The organism is Streptomyces sp. NPDC028910 (genome assembly GCF_055564955.1).
This window is the reverse complement of the sequence record NZ_JBVHVF010000018.1, coordinates 1-15,661: the sequence shown is the minus strand read 5'-3', so window position 1 is coordinate 15,661 and position 15,661 is coordinate 1. Positions and strand designations below refer to the sequence as shown.

The following is a 15,661-nucleotide window of genomic DNA, read 5'->3' as shown; positions in this document are numbered from 1 at the left end:
CGTACATGGAAGGGCCCCGCACGGCGACTGCCGTGCGGGGCCCTTCCATGTACGGGATCAGAGGCTCAGACCACCTGGTGGAGCCAGCGGACCGGCGCGCCCTCGCCCGCGTAGCGGAAGGGCTCCAGTTCGTCGTCCCAGGGCTTGCCGAGCAGTTTGGCGATCTCCGCCTCCAGGTCGGTCTCGCCGCGGGCGGACCGGGCGAGGGCGGCGCGCAGCCGGTCCTCCGGGATCAGGATGTCGCCGTGCATGCCGGTGACGGCGTGGAAGATGCCGAGCTCCGGGGTGGAGCTGTAGCGCTCGCCCTCGGCGTTCGGACAGGGTTCCGCGGTCACTTCGAAGCGCAGCAGGTGCCAGCCGCGCAGCGCGGAGGCGAGTTTCGAGGCGGTGCCCGCTTCGGCCTGCCAGGAGAACTCGGCTCTCCAGGTGCCCGGGGAGGCGGGCTGCCTGATCCAGTCGAGGTTCACCCGCACCCCGAGCACGCCCGCAACAGCCCATTCCACATGCGGGCAGAGCGCGCGCGGTGCGGAATGCACGTACAGAACTCCACGTGTCGTCACCGGGACCTCCAGTGTGGGACGAGGTCGGGAATAAACTCCAGAAAACGGACAGTATGTGACGTGATGTAATCTAACGGAAATTATTTGACATTGCGCTACGGGACCTGCGGCCGAAACGCCACGGGAAAAAGCTACCGTGCGCCAGGGGTCATGGTGTGACGTACGGTCGCTCCGAGGCCGGTAAACACAGAGCTTTCACTCAGCAGGACCCCCCGAACGACGCGGGGGCGACAAGGAGGCGTCCTTCCCATGCGCACCACCGCTCCACGCCGCCGCGCGCGCCGGACTCTGGCGGGCGGGGGCGCGGCGGTTGCGCTCCTGGCCGGGGCGGTGAGCGGGTGCAGCTCGGCCGGGTCGGGCGCCGAGGGCGAGCGCGGGGCGCAGGCCGCACCTCGCTGGAACACGGCACCCTCCTCGATCGCGGCCGTGGGCGACTCCATCACCCGTGGTTTCGACGCCTGTTCGGTTCTGGCCGACTGTCCGGAGGTTTCCTGGGCCACCGGGAACGATCCCGCGGTCCGCTCCCTCGCCACCCGGCTGCTCGGGGACGCCGAGGCGCCCGCCCGCAGCTGGAACTACGCGGTGACCGGCTCACGGATGGCGGACCTGCCGGGCCAGCTGGCCGCGGCCGCCGCGCACAAGCCCGACCTGGTCACGGTGATGGTGGGCTCGAACGACGCCTGCCGGCCCACGGCTTCGTCGATGACGCCGGTGGAGGAGTTCCGGTCCCTGTTCGAGAAGGCCCTCGCGGACCTGCGGGCCGCGTCCCCCCACTCCCAGGTGTACGTCTCCAGCGTGCCGGACCTCCAACGGCTGTGGGAACAGGGCAAGGACCTCCCGATGGTCCGGCAGATCTGGAAGCTGGGCATCTGTCAGTCGATGCTCGCCGATCCGCTGTCGGCGGCCTCGGGGGCGACGGCCCGGCGCGAGCAGGTGCGGGCGCGGGTGGTGGAGTACAACGAGGTGCTGCGCCAGGTATGCGCGAAGGACGCGCTGTGCCGCTACGACGGCGGCGCGGTCTTCCAGTACCCCTTCGCGGCGGACCAGTTGAGCCGCTGGGACTGGTTCCATCCGGGCAAGGACGGGCAGGCGCGGCTGGCGGAACTGGCGCACCGCCAGGTGACGGCGGCCGAACCGCCCCGTTGACGCCCTCGTGCCCGAGGGGTCCGGGGGCGGGTGTCAGGGCCCGCCCCCGGACCGGCTTTCAGGGGTGATTTCCGGCCATACGGCGTGTCACGCGATGTCGAGCGGCACCGTCAGCCGGGTGTCACCGTGCGAGTGGCTCGCGCGGACCTCGTAGGTGCCGCCGATCCGCCGCCAGCCGCGGCTCTCCTCGTCCCAGATCTCGAAGGCCCGGGCGGGCAGGGCGATCTCGGCCTCGACGCTCTCGCCGGGGCCCGCCTCGACGCCCGCGAAGGCGGCCAGCCAGCTCGCCGGGCGCTCCACGGTCGTGCTGCCCGCGCCGTCGAGCGCGGTGGTCACGGGCGCGAGATAGACCTGGACGACCTCGCGGCCGGGCCGGCTGCCGGTGTTGGTGACGCGGACCCGGACGGTGTCGGCGGTGGCCTCCAGGGATTCGTACGCCCATGTGGTGTAGCCGAGGCCGTGCCCGAAGGGGTAGGCGGGGGCGACGGCGTGCTTCTCGTACGCCCGGTAGCCGATGAAGAGCCCCTCGCGGTACTCCAGGCGGCCGTCCGTGGGGACGACCTCGGTGACGGGCGCGTCCGCCAACCGCGCGGGCCAGGTGGTGGGAAGCCGCCCGCCCGGCTCCGCGTCGCCGAGGAGTACGTCGGCCAGCGCGGCCCCGCCCTCCTGTCCGGGGAACCACGTCAGCAGCACCGCGGCGACCTCCTCCCGCCACGGCAGCTCCACCGGGGAGCCGGCGTTGACCACGACCACGGTGTTCGGATTGACGGCGGCGACGGCGCGCACCAGGTCGTCCTGGCGGCCCGGGAGGGTGAGGTCGCGCCGGTCGAAGCCCTCGGACTCCACGCGCTCGGTGGTGGCGACGACCACCACGGCGGTGTCGGCGGCGCGGGCGGCCGCCACGGCCTCGGCGATCAGTTCGTCGGCGTCGCGCCGCGGGCCGAGGTGGAGCAGCGAGAACATGATCGCCTTGAGCGGCAGCGCGGTCATGTCGGGGACCTGATAGGTCAGCGACACCTCGACGGGCTCGCCCTCGGTGAGGGTGACGCGGGCGCGCTCGCTGGGAGCGCCGAAGAAGGCCTCGAAGGGGTCGGCCTCGTCGCCCATTTCCTGGACGCCGTCCCAGAGGCTCCGCCCGGCGACGGTGAGGGTGAAGGCGCCGAGTCCGCGGGTGCCGAAGGCGTGCTCGCCGCTCTCGCGCGGCAGGAACGTGCCGGTGACCTCGATGCTCGCCATGGTCTCGTACGTGGCGCCCGCGGGCAGGTCGTCACCGATCCACTGGACCTGACCGGACGGCAGGCCGCCCTCGCCGAGGACGGCCCCCGACGCGTCGCGGCAGACGGCGCGGAGCTCGAAGCCCTGGCCGGCGGGAGTGAGTTCGTCGGAGGGGTCGGCGCCGACGGTGTAGGTCAAGGCCCCTTCGGGGAGGGCCGTGGTGAGGCCGTCGAGCGGGGAGACCACCCGCTCGGGGAAGACGGTGGCGGAGCCGCCGCCGAGGACGCGGGCGTCGCGGGCTGCGGCGCCGGTGAGGGCGAGGGTGCGTCCGGCGGTGGCGTCGAGCGGCAGGATCCCGTTCTCGTTGCGGACCAGGACGAAGCCGCGGGCGGCGAGTTCGCGGGCCAGCGCCTGGCCGTCGATCGGGGCCGGGGCGGCTTCGACGACGGCGGGGGCGCCCTCCAGGAGGCCGACGCGGGCGGCGAGGCGCAGGACGTTGCGCACGGCCTCGTCGACGGCCGCCTCGGGGACCTCCCCGGCGCGGACGGCCTCGGCGAGGGCGGCCCCGTAGACGGTGGTCGGGCCGGGCATGGCCACGTCCAGGCCACCTTCGATGTCGCCGGTGGTGGAGCGGGCGGCCATCCAGTCGGAGACGTTGAACCCGTCGAAGCCCCATTCGCCGCGCAGGACTTCGTTCACCAGGTACCGGTGCTCGGTCATGGTCGTGCCGTTGACCTGGTTGTAGGCGGTCATGATGCCCCAGGGGTGGGCGTTGGCCACGATGGCCTCGAAGGGTGCGAGGTAGAGCTCGCGCAGCGGGCGGGGGTCGATGACGCTGTCGACGGTGAACCGCTCGGTCTCGGCGTCGTTGCCGACGAAGTGCTTGACGGTGGTGCCCACACCGCCGTCCTGGACGCCGTTCACGTAGCCGCTGCCGATGGCGCCGGTGAGGTGGGGGTCCTCGGAGTAGCACTCGAAGTGCCGGCCGCCGAGCGGGGACCGGTGCAGGTTGACGGTGGGCGCGAGGAGGACGTGGACGCCCTTGCGGCGGGCCTCCTGGGCGAGGAGCCGGCCGGCGCGGCGGGCGAGCCCGGGGTCCCAGGCGGCGGCGAGCGCGGTCGGGGAGGGCAGGGCGATGGACGGGTCGTCGGCGGTCCAGCGCACGCCGCGGACCCCGATGGGGCCGTCGGACATGACCAGGGACTTCAGCCCGATCCCGGGGACGGCGGGCAGGGACCACATGTCCTGCCCGGCCAGCAGACGGGTCTTGGTGTCGAGATCCAGCTTGCTCAGCGCCGCCTCCACGGCGTCGTCGCGTATCTGATCGCGGACCTGATCGGCATCGGTCACGGCCGTGCCTCCTCGTTGAGTGCGGTGCGGTTGCGCGGTGCGCTTGCGTGGTGCGGTGCGGTGCGGTGGCCCCATCGTGGACCTGTTACCTGTTGAGCGGTAGGGTTTGTAATCTCTTCGTGATAATCAGATGGCGTACGGTCCTGCTGGCAGGAGTGGGACGCGAAGGGGTGGCGGGGCGATGGCCAGGACGAGGAGCGAGGAGCGCCGCGGGGAGATCGTCCGCGCGGCCGTCGAGGTGATCGCGGAGCGCGGCTACCGGGGTGCGTCCCTGGGCACGGTCGCCGAGCGCGTGGGCCTGACCCAGCAGGGACTGATGCACTACTTCCCGACCAAGGAGGCGCTGCTGGTCGCGGTGCTGGAGGAGCGCGACCGCTGGGACACGGGCGGCGGCTCGCGGGCCTCGGCCGGCGCCTGGCGCCTGGACCTGCTGGCCTCGCTGGTGGAGTACAACGCCATGCGCCCGGGCATCGTGCAGACCTTCTCGGCGCTGCTGGGCGAGAGCGTCACCGACGGACATCCGGCGCGCGAGTTCTTCACCGAGCGCTACGCCCAGGTCCGCTCGGAGATGGCGGCGGTGCTGCGCGCCGAGTTCGGCGACCGCCTCCCCTCGGGCCTCACCCCCGAAGAGGCGGCCCCGCTGCTGACGGCGGTCATGGACGGCCTCCAGTACCAGTGGCTGCTGGCCCCCGAATCGGTGGACATGCCCGCCGCCTTCCGCTCCTTCCTGACCCTGCTGCGGGGGCCCGAGGCCCGGAGCTGACCCGCGCCGGACCGGCGTATACCTTGATCGCCAAGAACGTTTCGATCAAGGGGGCGGAAATTCCGTGGGAATGTCAAGATTGCTGAAGAGAACCGCGGGAGTGCTGAGCACGCTGCTGCTCGCCGCCGGCCTGGGGACGCCGTCGGCCGTGGCCGCCGAGACGAAGAACCTCCAGGTCATGTCCTGGAACATGTGCGGCTCGCAGCGCTCCACCTGGCACTGCGAGGGCACCGGCACGCCGCAGCAGAAGATCGGCGTGGTCACGTACCACGTCCAGAACAACTACGTCCACGCCGCGCTCCTGCAGGAGGTGTGCGAGGACGACCTCACCCTGCTGATGAACCAGCTGGGCGCGGGATGGAGCAAGAGCTTCGCCCCGTACCAGTGGTCGCAGGGCGACGCCGGCAAGTGGAACAACCGCTGCGGTGAGGACGACGGGCGGGCCGACCGCATCGGCACGGCGATCGTGCTCAAGGGCCAGATGGCCGATGCCCGGGAGTACCCGGTGACGCAGCCGTACGTCGGCCAGCAGAGCCCCTTCCAGTGCGCGACGGCGGTGTACTGGGACGTACGGCTGTGCAACGTCCACGCCTCGCGCAAGGGCAGCAACCCGGACCACCCGGACTGGGACTACCGGGACGACCAGTTCGCGGAGATCAAGGCCATCGTGAACACCTTCCCCAAGACGGTGTTCGGCGGTGACTTCAACGCGAAGTCCCCCGACGACCCGACCAGCACGGACGCCTGGATCTGGCCCGCCGGCCTGTACTCCACCGGTCCCGGCACCGAGGGCTACCTGGAGTGCGACCAGCAGGGCGCCTCGCGGACCGGCCGGGCGACGCACTCCTTCGGCGGGAAGATCGACTACCTGTTCAGCAGCGAGACCCGGCGCTGGTGCGCGGTGGCCGACTCGGCCTTCTCCGACCACCACGTCATGATCGAGTCGGTGGCCGTCACCACCGCCTGACCGGCCGGACGCTCACGTCGGCGCCCGGCCGGATGCCGGGCGCCCTCCCCGCCCCGCTGAAGGAAGTCGCCGGCGGGCTGGCATCCTGAGCCGGGTGAGAATCGCCGCAGCGCAGATGACCTGCGTACCCGCCGATGTCCGGGCCAACGCCGCGCACGCCGCGGCCCTGGCCACCCAGGCCCGCGAGCAGGGCGCCGAACTGGTCGTCTTTCCCGAGCTCACGCTGACCGGCTACGAGTTGGCCGCGCTGGCCGCCGACCCGGGGCTGTGGACGGCCGCCGACGACCCCCGCCTGGACCCGCTGCGTTCCGCCGGGATCGCCACCGCCGTGAACGTCGCGCTGCCCACCGGCGGCCCGCGACCAGCCATCGCGACGCTGGTCCACGACGCGGACGGGGCGCACGTGACGACGTACGCCAAGCAGCACCTCTACCAGCACGAGCAGCAGGTCTTCCTGCCCGGCGAGGACGACGGGCGCTTTGAACTCGGCGGGGTCCGCTTCTCGTTGGGCATCTGCTACGACAACCACTTCCCCGGGCTGCCCGGCCGAGGCGCGGCCGACGGCTGCCGGGTCCACCTGGCGAGCTCCCTGTACGGGACGGGCGACGGGATCCGCGAGCGCGCCACCGTCCATCCCGGGATCGCGAAGGAGCACGGCCTGTACGTGGTCCTCGCCAACCACGTCGGCCCGGCGGGCCCGTGGACCGGCTGCGGGCGCGCGGCGGTGTGGGCCCCGGGCGGCGCCCTGCTGGCCGAGGCGGCCGACCGCGGGCCGTCCGTGGTGACGGCCTCGGTGTGATGGGGTGGGCGGCATGAGCGACTTCGAGACGATCACGGTTCCCGAACGCCTCCACGGCTACCCCGGGGTGGCCTTCGGCGGCTACGTGGCGGGTGTGCTGGCCGGACGGGCCGCGGCGAAGAACGTACGGGTGGACTTCCGGCGGCCCGTGCCGACGGGGGCGCCGGTCCGCCTCACCGGGACCCCGGACGGCGGCTGCGAACTGACGGACGGCGAGCAGCTGCTGGCCGTGGCGACCCCGGCCGGATCCTCGGGCCCGGACGCCCCCGGGGCCCCCTCCTGGGAACAGGCCGTGGCGGCGGCCGAGGCCTACCGGACGGCCCCGCCGGACGGGCTGGTCGACTGCTTCGGCTGCGGTCTGGACCGGACCCCCACCACCGGGCTGCGCCTGCACTGCGGACGGGTGCCGGGCCGCGATGTGGTGGCCACCGCCTGGACCCCCGGGCCCGAACTGGGCGGCCCGGACGGACTGCTGCCGCCCGAGCTGGTGTGGGGCGCGCTGGACTGCCCCGGGAACGCGGCCGGGCGCCTGCTCGACGGGCGGCGGGCCGGTGCGGTCACCGCCGCGCTGACCGCACGGCTGCTGCGGCCGGTACCCGTGGGCGAGGGGCTCGTCTCGTACGCCTGGATGCTCTCCGCCTCGGAGCGCAAGTACACCGCGGGCACGGCCCTGGCCACCGCCGGCGGCGAGCTGTGCGCCGTCGCCGAGGCGCTGTGGGTGGAGCCGCGCCGGTAGGTCTCGTAAGGGCGGCTCACGCCGAGTCGGGCAGCAGGTGCTTGCTGCCCCACTCGCCCAGGGCCTCCAGGGCCGCGTTCAGGTCCTGGCCCAGCGGGGTCAGGGAGTACTCCACGCGCGGCGGGACCTCGTCGTACACCTCGCGGTGCACGATGCCGTCCGTCTCCAGCTCGCGCAGCTGCGCGGCGAGCACCTTCTCGGACACGCCGGGAACGAGCCTGCGCAGTTCACCGAAACGGCGCGGGCACTGCTCCAGCTCCCACAGGAGCGACACCTTCCACTTGCCGTCGATCACGGACATCGCCGCGGCGATGCCGCAGTGGTCCGCACCGGGCCTTCGTGCCACCGCCATCGCACACCCTCCCCACCTGCTCGCTCACCTTGGGGTAACCACCCACTCCAAAGTGCGTACTTGAGCGCCTCACGGCCTGCCACCAGGCTAAACGCCATGACCGACAACACATCGCAGAACTCGCTCACCCTGCTCGGACTCGGCGACATGGGCACCGCCCTCGCCCGTACCTGGCTCGCCGCCGGGCACCCCCTCACCGTATGGAACCGCACCGCCGCCAAGGCCGAGGCGCTGGCCGCCGAGGGGGCCGTCGTCGCCGCGAGCCCCGCCGCGGCGGTCGCGGCGAACGGGCTGGTCGTGGTCTGTCTGCTGGACGACGCCACCGTGGGCTCCGCCCTGGACGGGGTCGACCTGACCGGCAAGGACCTCGTCAACCTCACCACCGGCACCCCGGCCGAGGGGCGCGCCCGGGCCGCCTGGGCCGAGGAGCGCGGGGCCCGGTTCGTGGACGGCGGGATCATGGCCACGCCGACGATGATCGGCGTCCCCGAGGCCGGCGGGTACGTCTTCTACAGCGGCTCGCGCGCGCTCTTCGACGCCCACCGGTCGACGCTCCAGATCCCGGCGGGGGCCCGCTTCGTCGGAGAGGACCCCGGTCACGCCGCCCTGCACGACGTGGCCCTGCTCAGCGCGATGTACGGGCTCTTCGCGGGCGTCTCGCACGCCTACGCGCTGATCGAGGGCGAGGACATCGCCCCGAAGGACCTGGCTCCGCTGCTGTCCGAGTGGCTCGGCGCGATGGGCTTCTTCGTCGGCAGCACCGCCGAGCGGCTGACCTCGCGGGACTTCACCACCGGAGTGGTGTCCGGCCTCGCCATGCAGGTCGCGGCCACCGGCACCCTGCTGCGGACCGCCGAGCAGCAGGGTGTCAGCACCGAGCTGATCTCCCCCTACCTGGACCTGATGCGCCGCCGCCTGGCCGCCGACCCGGCCGCCCACGCCGGCGAGGACACGGCGGGGGCCGTCCTGCTGCTGAAGCGGTAGGAGGCCCGGGGACCGGTGGTCACGGGAACGTGGGCGGCGGCGGACCGAAGCCGGCAGGGGCGGCTTCGACGGCCGGGGCCTCGTCGGTCCGCATCAGATCCCTCGCCATGAGGGTGGCGCCCGCCACCGCGCCCGGCATCAGGAACACCGCGACCAGCGGGACCAGGAACGCCAGCACCAGCGGCACCCCGAAGCCCAGCACCAGCATCCGCCGCGAGCGCAGCAGCTCCAGCCGCTCGGGCAGCTCCACCTTGCGCCGCTGGAGGGCCACGGCGGTGAGCTCCTGGGTCAGGAAGTATCCGGAGACGCAGAACCCGAGCACCGGGATCACGGTCTGCCCGATGACGGGGACGAAGCCGAGGGCGAAGAGCAGGATCCCGTACAGCAGCACCCGCCCGAGCACCTTCACGCTGTCCCGGGCCGAGACCCACAGCTCCAGCCAGAGCGGGAGCCCGGACTCGGGGACATCGCCGCCCTCGCTGCGGTCGACCTGCTCCGAGAGGGACTCGTAGAACGGCTGGCCGATCAGCAGGGTCACGGCGGTGAAGGTGATCACCGCGAGGAAGAGCCCGAGACTGAAGACCAGCGCGGTCAGGAAGCCGCGCAAGAGCCCGAGCCACGGGGAGGACCAGCCGTCGGCGAAGGGGGTGGCCCAGGCCGTCAGGTCGTCGGCTCCGTAGCCGAGCCCGATCAGCGCGCCGGCGTAGAGGACGAACGCCACGAGCCCGGGCAGCAGCCCGAAGCCCAGCCACCGGCCGTGCCGGAAAACCCATCGCTGTCCGGCCAGCAGATACCGGAAGCCCCCCGCAAGATCATGCATGGGGCCAGTTTACGGCGAAGGCCGCACCCCGATGGGGGTGCGGCCTTCGCACGGCGGCTGCCGGATCAGACGGCGAGCTCGACGGTGATGTTGCCGCGGGTCGCCTTGGAGTACGGGCAGACCTCGTGGGCCTTCTCGATGAGGTCCTTGGCGGTGGCGGCGTCCACGTTCGGGATCACGGCGGAGATCTTGACGATCAGGCCGAAGCCCTCGTCGTTCTTGCCTATGCCGACCTCGGCGGTGACGGTGGAGCCGGAGATGTCGGCGTTCACGTTCTTCGCGACGACACCCAGGGCGCCCTGGAAGCAGGCGCTGTAGCCGGCGGCGAACAGTTGCTCCGGGTTGGTACCGGCGCCGCTGCCACCGAGCTCCTTCGGCGGGTTCACGACGACGTCGAGCTGGCCGTCGTTGGTGGCGACGCGACCGTCACGGCCGTTCTCGGCGGTGGCGACAGCGGTGTACGCGACGTCGGAGTACTGGATGGACATGTAAGGAAATCCTCCTGGTAATCGCCGCGACTCGCGCCCACGGTCACGACGGTGTGGGGTGAGCCTAACCGGTGAAGGAAACGATCATCTTTCCGGTGTTCTCGCCGCGCAGCATGCCGAGGAAGGCGGAGGCCGCGTTCTCGACGCCCTCGACGACCGTTTCGTCGTAGCGCAGCTCGCCGGAACGCAGCCATCCGGCCACGTCCTCGACGAACCGCGGCTGCAGCCCGGCGTGGTCGTTGACGAGGATGCCCTGGAGCCGCAGCCGCTTGCCGATGACCTGCATGAGGTTGCGCGGACCGGGCGCGGCCTCGGTGTCGTTGTAGTGGGCGATCGCGCCGCACAGGGTGGCCCGGCCGTTCACGTTCAGGGAGGAGATGGCGGCCTCCAGGTGGTCCCCGCCGACATTGTCGAAGTAGACGTCGATGCCCTCGGGGGCGGAGTCCCGCAGCTGCGCGCCGACGGGGCCGTTCTTGTAGTTGAAGGCGGCGTCGAAGCCGTACTTCTCCGTGAGCAGCGTCACCTTCTCGTCCGAGCCGGCGGAGCCGATCACCCGGGACGCGCCCTTGATCTTGGCGAACTGGCCCACCAGGCTGCCGACCGCACCGGCCGCGCCGGAGACGAAGACGGCGTCGCCCTCCTTGAAGGAGGCCACCTCGAAGAGGCCCGCGTAGGCGGTCAGGCCCGGCATGCCGAGCACGCCGAGGTAGGCGGAGAGCGGGGCGAGCGAGGCGTCGACCTTGATGGCGTGCTTCGCGTCGAGGTCCGCGTACTCGCGCCAGCCCAGGCCGTGCAGGACGTGGTCGCCGACGGCGAAGCCCTCGGCGGCGGAGGCGACGACCTCGCCGACCGCGCCGCCGTCCATGGGCCGGTCCAGCTGGAAGGGCGGGACGTAGGACTTCACGTCGTTCATCCGGCCGCGCATGTACGGGTCCACGGACATGTGCAGGTTGCGCACGAGGATCCGGCCGGCGGCGGGCTCGGCGGACACGGGCACCTCGCGCAGGGCGAAGTCCTCGGCGACGGGCCAGCCCTGCGGGCGACGGACAAGGTGCCACTCGCGGCTGACGGCGGGGATCTGGGACATGGCGCGCTCCTGGTCAGAACGAATTGGTTCAGTAGGTGAAACAACCATGCGCCTGGATATTTCATGTTGTCAAGTAAATGGGTACGCTGTTTCCATGCCCAGTCGTCGTGTAGACCCAGTGACCGTCGAAGTCGTCGAACTCATCGGTGACGTCGTGACCCGGTACCACATGGAGTACGAGCACGCGGCCGCCAGCCATCAGCTGACCGGCGCCCAGGCCAAGGTCCTGAACCTGCTCTCCCTGGAGCCGATGCCGATGCGCCGCATCGCGCAGAAGCTGAGGTGCGAGCCCTCGAACGTGACCGGGATCGTCGACCGGCTGGAGAGCCGCGGCCTGGTCGAGCGCCGTCCGGACCCCGCCGACCGGCGGGTCAAGCTGGCCGCCCCCACCGAAGAGGGCCTGCAGACGGCGGAGCGGCTGCGCGAGTCGCTGGACTTCGCGCGCGAGCCCCTGGCCGGGCTGTCCCCGGCGGAGCGGGCGGTGCTGCGGGACCTGCTCAAGCGGATGCTGGGCTGACGCGGCGGCTCAGAACCAGCCGCAGAACAGCCAGCAGTCCTTCGTCGGCGTGGGCGTGGGTGTCGGCGGCGGCGGGGGCGGCGGACTGCTGGAGGCGCTCTGCGACGGCTTTCCCGATGTAGTCGGCTTTACGTTGGTCCCCGGGTCGGGGGTACCGGCTCCCGGGCTCGACGTCGCGGAAGCGGAAGCGGAAGCGGCGGCGGACGACGTCGGCCCCGGCTGTACGACGCCTCCGGAAGCCGCCCCGGCCCCGGCCTTCTTCGTGGGCCCGGCGGCGACCTTCGCCGTGGCCTTCCCGGAGGGGCCGGCGGGCGCGCCCGCCGTCGGCAGGTCCGGCAGCGGGGCGGGCTGCCGGGGGCCGTCGTCGGTGAGCACCACATTGGCGGCCCGGTCGGTGCGCTGCCCGTCGGTGGCCATGCGAGCCACCGCCAGCGAGCCCCCGACCGCGACCACCAGGCCGAGCCCGATGGTCAGCACGGTCCGGCGGCGGCGTCGGTGCGCGGCCCTGCGGCGCGCGCCGGCCCGGCGCTCGTTCGGGACGGACAGCACGACGACGGAGTCGGCGTACACGTCTGCCAGCGCCGGCGTCGGCGTCGGGCCGGCGGGCGGCGCGACGACCGAGGGCGCCGGCGCGGCAGCAGGCGCGGCGGGCATCAGGTACTCGGCCGGGGTTCCGCATCCGGCGCACGCCAGTGCGCCGTTGAGGTGCCTCTGGCAGGCGTGGCAGTAGTTCATGGCGCCCGCAGGCTACGTGGTCCCTGGCAACATCCATATCCCGAGAACGTAAGGATCCTGTGTGGAATCGTTTCCTCCATGACAACCTTCGGGCCGACCGCCTTCCAGTTGGTGCTGTTGCGGCGGATGGCGGATTTCCAGCCGGAACTCGCCGACGAGGCCCGCCGCCGGCTGGGCGCCTCGCTCGCGGACCAGCGCGAGGCGAACAAGCGCTGGCAGGCGATGGTCCATCCCCCAGACTCCGTCCGGGGGGACCCCCAGTCCCGCGCCCGCGGCGCCCTGGCCCGCTACCGCTCGGTGCTCGGCCCGCCGGAGTCCGCGGAGCGCCGCACGATCGGCGATCTGGAGTGCGAGGCCCTGCTGTGGCCGGTGCCGCTCTGGCCGGACCTGCGCTTCGAGGTGCTGGCCGCGCCGGACGGAGCGGTGTGGAACGAATGGCTCGTACGGGCCCCGGGCGCGCGGGGGCCCGTACTGGAGTCGCCGGACGATCTGCGGCCCTGGTCGGCGACGGTGGACGAGGTGGCGCGGGCCTTCGCCCCGGTGCGGCCGATGGAGGGCACCGCGCCGACCCGCTGGCGCCTCGCCTTCACCGCGCGGGCCCGGCCCTGCGTGGCGGAGTTCACGTACGGCCTGCTCCAGCGGGTCGCGCTCGGCGAGGAGGAGAGGAGGACAGGACAAGACACCCTTTAGGTCGTCTCTTTCGGATCTTGCCGGGCCCGCGCTGCCCGGCAAGATCCGAAAGAGACAACCTAGGCGGCGAGGAAGGCCCGGACCCCCGCCGACGTGCCGTCGTCGCCGAGCAGGTCGTTGTGCTTGAGGCAGCCGACCGGCGCGTTGGCGGCTCCGGTCAGCGGGACGCTGTCGTCCGGGTTCACGACCTCGTCGCAGGGGGACCAGAAGGTCGCGTACTTCACCGCGCCCGGGGTCTCGTCCCCGCCGTTCAGGTTCCTCACCACGTACGACCCGGGGGTCATGTCCCGGCACGCCTGGTCCCACAGGGCGCAGGCCCACGCGGTGGAGGTGCCGCGGTTGGGCCCGGCCAGCGAGACCCAGTGGTCCACCGTCGCCGCGCCGCCGCCGAACTTCACGTACCAGCGGCTCACCAGCGAGCCGAACGAGTGCGCCACGACGTCGACCTTGGCGGCGCCGGTCTCCCGGCGGACCTGGTCGACGTAGGCGCCCAGCCGCCCGGCGAGGACCTCGTTGACGGACAGGTGGGTGTCGTAGCCCCAGGAGAAGAGCTCCGAGTCCGCGTAGCCGGCGGCGCGCAGGTCCGCGCGCAGGGCTCCCCAGACGCCCGGATCCGCGTTGTAGCCGTGCACGAGGACCACCGGATTGCGCGGTGACACCTGGTCAGCGACAGGGGTCGTGACCCGGTCGGCGGCATGGACCGGGAAGGGCGCCGCCAGCAGCGCCAGGCAGAGCATCAGGAGTGCCGACAATCTCTGGCGGGCCGTCAGCATCGAGTCCCCTTTACCTTGTTACGCGCGAGTAGCGCGTGCGGTGGGGGCATGGTGGTGCCTGTCGGTACAGAAATCCACCCCCATGCAGCCGCGACTGACCCCCCGGCCGGAGCAGCTCAACGGGCGGTTAGCCCGAAATGCCCGAGAAGATATGAAAAGTGACCGGCATTTCCGCCGGTCCTCTTGCGTCAGCGCTCTCGGGAGGATCTGCCGTGACCGTCAGTCTTGAGCAGTTGCGCCGCTGCCACGTCGCCGTCGACCTTGGGGCGGCACGGACCCGCGTGTACGTCAAGGGCGCCGGCCTCGTGGTCGACGAGCCCAGCGTCGCCGCGGTCAACACGCGCACCGGCGCACTCATCGCCGTCGGCACCTTCGCCGAGCGGATGACCGGCCGCACGCCCGACTACATCCGGGTCGTACGCCCCGTCTCCGGCGGCACCGTCGTCGACATCGAGATGGCCCAGCGGATGCTGCGCCACCTGCTCGGCGAGAAGCTGCGGCGCGCCCTGCGCCGCAAGCCGCGGCTGCGGGCCGCCGCCTGCACCCCGCACGACGCGGACCCGCTGGCCCAGCGGGCGACCGTGGAAACCCTCGTCGGTCTCGGCGCACGCCGCGTCGAACTGGTCGACACCCTGATCGCGGCGGCCGTCGGCTGCGGACTGCCCGTGGAGCAGCCGACCGCGACGATGATCATGGTCTGCGGGGCCGCGGCCACCCAGGTCGCCGTCCTCTCCCTCGGTTCGATCGTCACCGCCCAGCGGATCCCGGTCGGCGGCGAGGCCATCGACCACGCGGTCGTCCAGCACCTGCGCCACGCGCACGAGCTGATGCTGCCCAGCCAGGCCGTACGGCCGCTCCAACTGGCCCTGCACGGCAACGGCATCACCGCGGAGGGACCGGCTTCCACGCTGATCCACGGCCGCGACGTGGCCACCGGACTGGCCCGCTCCGTCCACGTGGACACCGCGGCCGTACGGGACGCCATCCACACTCCGCTGACCGCCGTCCTCGACGGCATCGGCAAGGTGCTGCGGGACTGCCCGCCGGACCTGGTCGCGGACCTGACGGACAAGGGGATCATGATGGTGGGCGGCAGCGCCCTGCTGCCGGGCCTGGACCAGATGCTGCGCGGCGCCACCGGAATGCCCGTCGCCATCGCGGAACGGCCGGACGTGTGCGCCGTGCTCGGTCTCGGCGCGATGCTCGAAGGGAAGATCGCCCCGATGGTCCTCAACCCGCTGGCCGAATGACGGACGCCGGGCAGGAGCCCGACGACGAGCGCGGCGAGACGCGCGGTGAGACGCGCGGTGACGAACCCGTCGAGGAGCCCGGCGAGGCCCTCGACGGGGCGGCCCTCAACGGGGCGGTCCTCGACAGGGCGGTCCTCGACGGGCAGGCCCGCACGGAGCCCCATGAGGGCACGGCGCGCCTCCCGGTCCTGCTCGAAGCCGTTCTCGGCGTCGGCTCCGAGCTGGAGCTGCACGCGACCCTCCAGCACATCGTGGATTCCGCGACCGAGCTGTGCACGGCCCGGTACGGGGGGGGGGGGGGGGGGGGGGGGAAGGGGGGGAGGGGGGGAAGGGGGGGGGGGGGGGGAAAAAAGCACAACAAACGCACCGTCAAGGGCGAAAGAACCCAAACCACTCCCCCACCAGAAAACACTCCCCCCATGTGTTCCT

The 15,661-nt window shown here is 72.4% G+C and carries 17 protein-coding genes; 9 read left to right on the top strand and 8 right to left on the bottom strand.

Annotation, left to right across the window (positions count from 1 at the left end; all coding sequences use genetic code 11):
- Positions 1–65 precede the first annotated feature (65 nt).
- Positions 66–560, bottom strand: a complete 495-nt coding sequence (locus ACZ4TV_RS21700; RefSeq protein WP_052875531.1) for a DUF3145 domain-containing protein — start codon at positions 558–560, stop codon at positions 66–68.
- Between the two features lie 249 nt (positions 561–809).
- On the opposite strand from ACZ4TV_RS21700, the gene ACZ4TV_RS21695 reads away from it, so the two are divergent.
- Positions 810–1,706, top strand: coding sequence for an SGNH/GDSL hydrolase family protein (locus ACZ4TV_RS21695; protein ID WP_468136334.1), 897 nt, complete (start codon positions 810–812; stop codon positions 1,704–1,706).
- A gap of 87 nt (positions 1,707–1,793) precedes the next feature.
- Here the strand turns inward: ACZ4TV_RS21695 and ACZ4TV_RS21690 are convergent, their stop codons facing one another.
- The gene (locus ACZ4TV_RS21690) at positions 1,794–4,271 is read right to left on the bottom strand and encodes a beta-glucosidase (RefSeq protein ID WP_468136333.1); all 2,478 of its coding nucleotides are present in this window, start codon (positions 4,269–4,271) and stop codon (positions 1,794–1,796) included.
- A 181-nt stretch (positions 4,272–4,452) separates the two neighbouring features.
- Between ACZ4TV_RS21690 and ACZ4TV_RS21685 the strand changes: the two genes are divergently transcribed.
- The 4 genes from ACZ4TV_RS21685 (at position 4,453) to ACZ4TV_RS21670 (ending at position 7,536) form a co-directional block, all read left to right on the top strand.
- Positions 4,453–5,034, top strand: a complete 582-nt coding sequence (locus ACZ4TV_RS21685; RefSeq protein ID WP_468136332.1) for a TetR/AcrR family transcriptional regulator — start codon at positions 4,453–4,455, stop codon at positions 5,032–5,034.
- Positions 5,035–5,104: 70 nt separating this feature from the next.
- Positions 5,105–6,001: an endonuclease/exonuclease/phosphatase family protein gene (locus ACZ4TV_RS21680; RefSeq protein WP_468136331.1), complete on the top strand. Its 897-nt coding sequence runs from the start codon at positions 5,105–5,107 to the stop codon at positions 5,999–6,001.
- A gap of 94 nt (positions 6,002–6,095) precedes the next feature.
- A complete protein-coding gene (locus ACZ4TV_RS21675) occupies positions 6,096–6,800 on the top strand; it encodes a carbon-nitrogen hydrolase family protein (RefSeq protein ID WP_468136330.1) in 705 nt (234 codons plus the stop codon).
- Between the two features lie 13 nt (positions 6,801–6,813).
- On the top strand, positions 6,814–7,536 hold the full coding sequence (locus ACZ4TV_RS21670; RefSeq protein WP_468136329.1) for a hypothetical protein: 723 nt from the start codon (positions 6,814–6,816) through the stop codon (positions 7,534–7,536).
- Positions 7,537–7,552: 16 nt separating this feature from the next.
- Here the strand turns inward: ACZ4TV_RS21670 and ACZ4TV_RS21665 are convergent, their stop codons facing one another.
- Positions 7,553–7,888, bottom strand: coding sequence for a winged helix-turn-helix transcriptional regulator (locus ACZ4TV_RS21665; RefSeq protein ID WP_468136328.1), 336 nt, complete (start codon positions 7,886–7,888; stop codon positions 7,553–7,555).
- Between the two features lie 96 nt (positions 7,889–7,984).
- Here ACZ4TV_RS21665 and ACZ4TV_RS21660 point away from each other — a divergent pair, with 96 nt between their 5' ends.
- On the top strand, positions 7,985–8,872 hold the full coding sequence (locus ACZ4TV_RS21660) for an NAD(P)-dependent oxidoreductase (RefSeq protein ID WP_468136327.1): 888 nt from the start codon (positions 7,985–7,987) through the stop codon (positions 8,870–8,872).
- A 19-nt stretch (positions 8,873–8,891) separates the two neighbouring features.
- On the opposite strand, the gene ACZ4TV_RS21655 is transcribed toward ACZ4TV_RS21660, so the two are convergent.
- The 3 genes from ACZ4TV_RS21655 to ACZ4TV_RS21645 form a co-directional block, all read right to left on the bottom strand.
- Positions 8,892–9,692, bottom strand: a complete 801-nt coding sequence (locus ACZ4TV_RS21655; protein WP_468136326.1) for an EI24 domain-containing protein — start codon at positions 9,690–9,692, stop codon at positions 8,892–8,894.
- Positions 9,693–9,757: 65 nt separating this feature from the next.
- Entirely contained in the window at positions 9,758–10,180 is a 423-nt protein-coding gene (locus ACZ4TV_RS21650) for an organic hydroperoxide resistance protein (RefSeq protein WP_328925522.1), read from the bottom strand.
- A gap of 64 nt (positions 10,181–10,244) precedes the next feature.
- Entirely contained in the window at positions 10,245–11,267 is a 1,023-nt protein-coding gene (locus tag ACZ4TV_RS21645) for an NADP-dependent oxidoreductase (protein WP_468136325.1), read from the bottom strand.
- A 94-nt stretch (positions 11,268–11,361) separates the two neighbouring features.
- On the opposite strand from ACZ4TV_RS21645, the gene ACZ4TV_RS21640 reads away from it, so the two are divergent.
- Complete coding sequence (locus tag ACZ4TV_RS21640; RefSeq protein WP_468136324.1) at positions 11,362–11,784, top strand: MarR family winged helix-turn-helix transcriptional regulator; 423 nt, start codon at positions 11,362–11,364, stop codon at positions 11,782–11,784.
- A gap of 9 nt (positions 11,785–11,793) precedes the next feature.
- Here the strand turns inward: ACZ4TV_RS21640 and ACZ4TV_RS21635 are convergent, their stop codons facing one another.
- On the bottom strand, positions 11,794–12,519 hold the full coding sequence (locus ACZ4TV_RS21635; protein ID WP_468136323.1) for an SCO2400 family protein: 726 nt from the start codon (positions 12,517–12,519) through the stop codon (positions 11,794–11,796).
- A 78-nt stretch (positions 12,520–12,597) separates the two neighbouring features.
- Here ACZ4TV_RS21635 and ACZ4TV_RS21630 point away from each other — a divergent pair, with 78 nt between their 5' ends.
- A complete protein-coding gene (locus tag ACZ4TV_RS21630) occupies positions 12,598–13,209 on the top strand; it encodes a hypothetical protein (protein ID WP_468136322.1) in 612 nt (203 codons plus the stop codon).
- A 59-nt stretch (positions 13,210–13,268) separates the two neighbouring features.
- Here the strand turns inward: ACZ4TV_RS21630 and ACZ4TV_RS21625 are convergent, their stop codons facing one another.
- Positions 13,269–13,982: an esterase/lipase family protein gene (locus ACZ4TV_RS21625; RefSeq protein WP_468136321.1), complete on the bottom strand. Its 714-nt coding sequence runs from the start codon at positions 13,980–13,982 to the stop codon at positions 13,269–13,271.
- A gap of 212 nt (positions 13,983–14,194) precedes the next feature.
- On the opposite strand from ACZ4TV_RS21625, the gene ACZ4TV_RS21620 reads away from it, so the two are divergent.
- Positions 14,195–15,232, top strand: a complete 1,038-nt coding sequence (locus ACZ4TV_RS21620) for a rod shape-determining protein (protein ID WP_468136320.1) — start codon at positions 14,195–14,197, stop codon at positions 15,230–15,232.
- Positions 15,233–15,661 lie beyond the last annotated feature (429 nt).